A 6,508-nucleotide genomic window follows, 5' to 3' on the forward strand; every position below is an offset into this window, starting at 1 on the left:
CAGCACGGCCTCGGCGTCCCAGCGGGCGCGGGTGAGGTCGACGGCGCCGCCGCCGGGGCGCAGCGGCGTGCCCTCCTCGTCCCAGTGCAGGCGCGCCCGCGGCAGCAGCCCCTCGGGCAGCGACCCGTCGGCGCGCACGACGCGCCACCAGGGCAGCTCGTGGCCGTGGCGGGACATCACCGCCCCGACGGCGCGCGCCGCGCCCCAGCCGGTCAGCTCGGCGACGTCGCCGTAGGTCAGCGCGAGCCCCTCCGGGATCGCCTCGACCAGCGGCGCCACGGCGTCCAGGTAGCGGGTGCCCGGCGGGGTCCCGGGCGGACGCGGGCTCACCGCCGGACGGCGTCCAGCAGCGGCAGCTGCAGCACCGCCCACGGGCTGAGCGCCCACGGCGAGCGCGTGGCCACCGACAGGGCGTCGTCCCACTCCACCCACGCCCACTCGGCGACCTCGCTCGGGTCGGGCTCCGGGTCGGCGTCGGCCACGGCGGTGAACACCGGGCACACCTCGTTCTCCACGAGGCCCGAGGCGTCGGTCGCGCGGTAGGCGAAGTCGGGCAGCACCTGGACGACGTCGCGCACCACGAGCCCGAGCTCCTGGCGGGCGCGGCGGGCGACGGCGTCCTCGAACCCCTCGGCCGGGCCCGGGTGGCCGCAGACGGTGTTGGTCCACACCCCCGGCCAGGTGGCCTTGGTCACCGCGCGGCGGGTCAGCAGCAGCCGTCCCCGGCCGTCGCTGACGTAGCAGGAGAAGGCCAGGTGCAGCGGGGTGTCGGCGGTGTGGACGGTGGCCTTGTCGGCGGTGCCCACCGGCCTCCGGTCGGCGTCCAGCAGGACGACCTGCTCAGCGGGGGCGCTCACGCCACCAGCCTAGGCGGGCGAGCGGGCGGTCAGGTGGCCAGCGCGGGGTCGACCAGCGCGGCCCAGGCCAGCAGCCCGCCCTCGAGGTGGGCGGCGTCCGGGTGGCCCGCGGCCCGCAGCGCGCGCACCGCCCGCTCCGAGCGGGCGCCGGAGCGGCAGTGCAGCACCACGCGGCGGTCGGCGGGCAGGTCGGCGGTCCCGGCCAGCACGTCGTCCAGCGGCACCGCCACGGCGCCGGGCAGGACGGCGACCTCGCGCTCGGCCTCGGTGCGCAGGTCCACGAGCAGCACCGCGTCGTCGGCCAGCAGCCGGGCCAGCTCCGGCGCGGTGACCACGGCGTCGGCCGGCAGCGCCTCGGGCTCCGGCGGGGCCGCCACCACGGGCGCGGACGGGTCGCCGGCGCGCACGCGCACGGTGCGCCAGGACATCGCCAGGGCGTCGAGCACGAGCAGCCGCCCCACCAGCGGCTCGCCGACCCCGGTGAGCAGCTTGACGGCCTCCACGGCCATCACCGACCCCACGACGCCGCACAGGGCCCCGAGCACCCCGGCCTCGGCGCACGACGCGACGGAGCCGGCCGGTGGCGGGACCGGGAACACGTCGCGGTAGGTGGGCCCGTGACCGGCCCAGAACACCCCGACCTGGGCGTCGAAGCGCAGCACCGACCCGAACACCTCCGGCACGCCGAGGCGGGTGCAGGCGTCGGCGACGGCGTAGCGGGTGGCGAAGTTGTCGGCGCCGTCCACGACGAGGTCGACGCCGGCCAGGAGGCGGTCGGCGGTGTCGTCGGTGAGGCGCTCGCGGGAGCGCACCACGCGCACCGACGGGTCGATCCGGGCGACCGCCTCGGCCGCGCTGTCGACCTTGGGCCGGTCCAGGGAGCCCACGCCGTGCAGCACCTGGCGCTGGAGGTTGGAGGCCTCGACGACGTCGTCGTCGATGACGACGAGCTCGCCGACGCCCGCCGCGGCCAGGTAGGCCAGCACCGGGGACCCCAGCCCCCCGGCCCCCACCACGGCCACGCGCGAGGCGCGCAGGCGCCGCTGCGCGTCGGAGCCGAAGCCCGGCAGGAGCAGGTGTCGCGCGTAGCGGGCCCGCTCGGCCGCGGTGAGCTCCGGGCCCGGCTCGACGAGGGGCCCGCTCACGGGTGCGGCCAGGGGTTCGGCGTGCAGGGCTGCACGCCCTTGGTCTGCTGCATCATCGTCGGCGCCACCTGGCCCGGGCCGGGGCACGGCTCGTGGCCGTGGCCCAGGCGGTGCCCGACCTCGTGGCTGACGACGTACTGCCGGTAGCCGGTGAGGTCGCTGCCGTAGTCCTCGGTGCCGTTGACCCACCGGTACCAGGTGAGCACGACGCGGTCGCCGTTGCGGCACGACAGCGTGCCCATCGTCTCCAGCGGCGCGCACAGCGCCGCGGAGGTGTCGGGGCTGGCCAGGGTGAGCACCGCGTCGGCCGGGCCGTCGGTGCGGGCGAAGGCCCAGCCGTCCTGGCCCCAGCCGCGCGGGTCGGCCAGCACGCCCATGGCGAAGTCCGCGAAGGCGGCGGGGTCGGCGGGCAGGCCGCCCTCGACCTCGACGCGCACCGTCAGCACCTTCCCGGGGCCGCTCGGCGGGGTGGAGCCCGGTACCGCGGTGAACTCGCCCGTGCCCACCTGCGGCACGTCGCGGGAGAGGACGCCGGCGGCGGTGTCGGCGACCACGGCCGGGTCCGGCGGCGGCGGGGTGGAGGTCGACGGGCTGCTCGGGCTGGACGGCGACGCGCTCGCCTCGCCCTGGGGGGCGGCCGACGCGGCGGCACCGTCGGCACCGGCGGCGCCGGAGGCCGAGGAGCTCCCGGCGCACCCCGCGCACAGCAGCAGGACGGCGGCGAGCGCCGCCAGAACGGCGCCGGGACGGCGGGGAGCGGGGATCACGGCTCCCAGGGTCGCACGCGGGGGCTCAGCGCCCGGAGCGGTCGGTCAGGTCGAGGGCGAGGCGGCGGTTGCAGGCGGCCAGGACGGCCTTGACGACGGCCCGCTGCGGGTCGCGCTCGACCAGGCTGGCGCCGGTGAGGCGCTCCTGCCCGCGCTCGGTGGCCAGGCTCAGGAGCACGACGGCGGTCTCCTCGCCGCCGACCGGGGCGACGGTGACGGCGTCGACCTCGGCGCGCATCCGACCCGCCACGGCGGACTCCAGCGCCCGCACGGTGGCCGCCGCGAGGCTGCGGTGCGCCCCGCTGGCGGTGGCGGCGGCGTCGGCCACCCCGGTGTGGCTGCTGGCGCCCTGCGCCAGCACCACCGTGGCGGTGGTGGAGAAGCGCTCGGTGACCACGCTGACGCGCTCGAGCACGAGCCGCTGGGCGGCGTCCGGGGCCGTGCTCGGCGCGGTCTCGCCCAGCCACTGCGGCGCGGGGGTGGAGGCCACGGTCGGCGAGCTCACCGCGGGCACCGACGTGCGCCCGGAGCGGCCGCGGCCCGTGGGGCGCGGGGCCTGGGTGGGCAGCGTCGACACGGGAGCGGCCACCGGGGCCGCCACGGGAGCGGGGGCCGGCGCAGCCGCCGCGGCCGGCGCCTCGACGGGAGCCTCGACGGGAGCCGCCTGGGCCGGGATGGCGGCGGCCTGCACCCGCTCGTCCACGGCGCGCGCGACGGCGTCCTCGTCGGCACCGGGGTCGAGCTCGAGGCGCAGGAGGGCCACGCCGTCGGCGTCGGGCTCGATCCGGACGGCGCTGACGCCGGGCACGGCCAGGGCCGCGCGCACGACGCTGGCCACCTGGTCGCCGGGCTCGCCCGAGCTCCTGCGCTGGGTGGTCTGGATCACGGCACCTCCGCGGTGCTCCGAGGGCGGCTCCGGGATGGTGCAGATCCGGAGTTGCTGGTGCACGGAGTGTGACACCTCGGGACGTCCCGGACACGGGGAACGCGAGATCCCCGCGGCCGCGACCGGCCTCCGGGGAAGGGCGGGGCGACCGGGGCGGTTAGATGGAGGCAGAGGCACGAGGGCGCCGTCCGGTGACGCCCCGCAGACAGAGGAGGACTCCCCGTGGAGGTTCGGATCGGCGTGCAGAACGCCGCGCGCGAGGTCGTGCTGGAGTCCGACCAGACCGCCGCCGAGGTGGGCACCGCGGTCGCCGCAGCGCTGAAGGACGGCTCGGTGCTGCGCCTGCAGGACGAGCGCGGGCGCACGGTGCTCGTCTCCGGCTCGGTCATCGCCTACGTCGAGGTCGGGGCCGAGGAGGCCCGCAAGGTGGGCTTCGGCGTCCGCTGACGCAGGCTCCCCTCACGCAGGACGGCGCCCGCTCCCCTCGGGGGGCGGGCGCCGTCGTGCGTCCGGCGGTCGGGGGCTCAGGCCGTGAGGCCCAGGCGCGACATGCGGCGCACGTGCTCCTCGGTGATCCGGTTGAAGATGCGCCCGAACTCCACGAGGTCGGCGCCGGGCGCGGAGCCGCTGCCGGTGAGCAGCAGGTGCGCCAGCGCGTCGCGGTCGGCGGCCACCCGCTGGGCCTGGCTGAGGGCCTCGCCGACGAGCCGCCGGGCCCACAGCGCGAGGCGGCCCCCCACGCGCGGGTCGTCGGTGATCGCCTGGCGCACGGCGCCGACGACGAACTCGGCGTTGCCGGTGTCCACGAGCACCCGCAGCACGAGCTCGCGCGTCGACTCGGGCAGGAACACGGCGATCTCGCGGTAGAAGTCGGTGGCGATGCCCTCCCCCACGTACGCCTTCACCAGGCCCTCCAGCCAGTCCGCCGGGGCGGTGCGCTCGTGGTAGGAGTCGACGGCGGGCACGAACGGGGCCATCGCGGCCTCCGGGTCGGCGCCGAGCTCGACGATCCGGTCGCGCAGCAGGCGGTAGCGCTCGAACTCGTCGACGGCCAGGGCGCCCAGGGCCGCCATCTCCGGCAGCGTGGGCGCAGCGGTGGCGTCGTGGGCCAGGCGCAGGAAGCCCGTCAGCTCGCCGTACGCCAGCGCGCCCAGGAGGTCGACCTCGGCCTCGTCACCCGTCGTCATGGTGAGCCAGCCTAGGGCCCGGGCCTCGCGGTACCATGGGGACGTTCACCTCGGTCGACCGGTCGCAGCCACGATCGGCTTCCGAACCGCAGCGGCGGAGCCCGCCGGCGAACGCCCACCGAGGCGCCCGACGAGAGGCCCCCGCACCGAGACGTGAGGCGTCTGCGTGCCCGACACCACCCCTGAGACCGGCACCACCCCCGAGGACGACCTCGAGGTGACCACCGCCGAGCAGGCGGAGGCCCTCGAGGCCGCCGTGCCCGACCCCGCCCCGGCCGTCGAGCCGGTCGTCGAGGCGACCTTCGCCGACTACGGCGTGCAGCCGGCCATCGTCGACGCGCTCGCCGCGGCGGGGATCGTCCACCCGTTCCCGATCCAGGCGATGACCCTCCCGGTCGCCCTGGCCGGCCACGACATCATCGGCCAGGCCAAGACCGGCACCGGCAAGACGCTGGGCTTCGGCATCCCCCTGCTCCAGCGGGTCTCGGGCCCGGGCGAGCCCGGCTGGGACGCCCTGGCGGACCCCGGCGCCCCGCAGGCCCTGGCCGTCGCCCCCACGCGCGAGCTCGCCGTGCAGGTGGCCCGCGACATCGAGCGCGCCGCCAGCGGCCGCGCCGCCCGCGTGCTCACCGTCTACGGCGGCCGGGCCTACGAGCCGCAGGTCGAGGCGCTGCAGCGCGGCGTCGAGGTCGTCGTCGGCACCCCCGGGCGCCTGCTCGACCTGGCCCAGCAGGGCCACCTCAAGCTCGGCAGCGCGCGCATCGTCGTGCTCGACGAGGCCGACGAGATGCTCGACCTGGGCTTCCTCCCCGACGTCGAGCGCCTGCTCGCCATGACGCCGGCCGGCCGCCAGACCATGCTCTTCTCGGCCACCATGCCCGGCCCCGTGGTCACCCTGGCCCGCCGCTACATGACGCAGCCGACGCACATCCGCGCCGCCGACCCCGACGACGACGGCGCCACCGTGAAGGCGACCAAGCAGGTCGTCTACCGGGCGCACGCCATGGACAAGGTCGAGGTGCTGGCCCGCATCCTCCAGGCCGAGGGCCGCGGGCTGACCATCGTCTTCGCGCGCACCAAGCGCACCGCGGCCAAGGTGGCCGACGACCTCGCCAGCCGCGGGTTCGCCGCCGCCCCGCTGCACGGCGACCTCGGGCAGGGCGCGCGCGAGCAGGCCCTGCGCGCCTTCCGCAACGGCAAGGTCGACGTGCTCGTGGCCACCGACGTCGCCGCCCGCGGCATCGACGTCACGAACGTCACCCACGTCGTGAACTACCAGTGCCCCGAGGACGAGAAGACCTACCTGCACCGGATCGGCCGCACCGGCCGCGCCGGGGCCACGGGCATCGCCGTGACCTTCGTCGACTGGGACGACCTGCACCGCTGGTCGATGATCGACCGCACCCTCGACCTCGGCATCCCCGAGCCGGTGGAGACCTACTCCACCTCCCCGCACCTGTTCGAGGAGCTCAGCATCCCGGCGGGCACCAAGGGCACGCTGCCCCGCTCGGCGCGCACCCGCGAGGGCCTGGACGCCGAGGCCGTCGAGGACCTGGGCGAGACCGGGCGCCGTCACGCGACCGCCGGGCGCAGCTCCGAGGGCGACCGGCCGGCCCGCGACGGCGCCGGCTCGCGCAGCGGAGGCCGCGGCGAGCGCGGGGCCCGC

The 6,508-nt window shown here is 77.4% G+C and carries 8 protein-coding genes; 2 read left to right on the plus strand and 6 right to left on the minus strand.

Features of this window, described 5'->3' with window-relative positions; all coding sequences use genetic code 11:
* The 5 genes from AC5FZL_RS14640 to AC5FZL_RS14660 all read right to left on the minus strand — a co-directional run.
* A partial coding sequence (locus AC5FZL_RS14640; RefSeq protein WP_493619625.1) for an MGMT family protein occupies positions 1-330 on the minus strand: 330 nt, incomplete at its 3' end.
* Positions 327-857, minus strand: a complete 531-nt coding sequence (gene idi, locus AC5FZL_RS14645) for an isopentenyl-diphosphate Delta-isomerase (RefSeq protein WP_493619626.1) — start codon at positions 855-857, stop codon at positions 327-329. The genes AC5FZL_RS14640 and idi, both read right to left, overlap by 4 nt.
* A 29-nt stretch (positions 858-886) precedes the next feature.
* Entirely contained in the window at positions 887-2,002 is a 1,116-nt protein-coding gene (gene moeB / locus AC5FZL_RS14650) for a molybdopterin-synthase adenylyltransferase MoeB (RefSeq protein WP_493619627.1), read from the minus strand.
* Entirely contained in the window at positions 1,999-2,769 is a 771-nt protein-coding gene (locus tag AC5FZL_RS14655) for a DUF3152 domain-containing protein (RefSeq protein ID WP_493619628.1), read from the minus strand. The genes moeB and AC5FZL_RS14655 overlap by 4 nt, the downstream gene beginning before the upstream one ends.
* A 25-nt stretch (positions 2,770-2,794) precedes the next feature.
* The gene (locus AC5FZL_RS14660) at positions 2,795-3,655 is read right to left on the minus strand and encodes a hypothetical protein (RefSeq protein ID WP_493619629.1); all 861 of its coding nucleotides are present in this window, start codon (positions 3,653-3,655) and stop codon (positions 2,795-2,797) included.
* 222 nt (positions 3,656-3,877) lie between these two features.
* Here AC5FZL_RS14660 and AC5FZL_RS14665 point away from each other — a divergent pair, with 222 nt between their 5' ends.
* Positions 3,878-4,102 (plus strand): DUF3107 domain-containing protein, encoded by a 225-nt coding sequence (locus AC5FZL_RS14665; RefSeq protein WP_493619630.1) that lies wholly within the window; start codon positions 3,878-3,880, stop codon positions 4,100-4,102.
* A 77-nt stretch (positions 4,103-4,179) separates the two neighbouring features.
* Here AC5FZL_RS14665 and AC5FZL_RS14670 read toward each other — a convergent pair whose 3' ends face one another.
* On the minus strand, positions 4,180-4,842 hold the full coding sequence (locus tag AC5FZL_RS14670) for a ferritin-like fold-containing protein (RefSeq protein ID WP_493619631.1): 663 nt from the start codon (positions 4,840-4,842) through the stop codon (positions 4,180-4,182).
* A 166-nt stretch (positions 4,843-5,008) separates the two neighbouring features.
* Here AC5FZL_RS14670 and AC5FZL_RS14675 point away from each other — a divergent pair.
* A partial coding sequence (locus AC5FZL_RS14675) for a DEAD/DEAH box helicase (RefSeq protein WP_493619632.1) occupies positions 5,009-6,508 on the plus strand: 1,500 nt, incomplete at its 3' end.

The sequence above is a fragment of the Quadrisphaera sp. DVD1 genome (assembly GCF_058932755.1).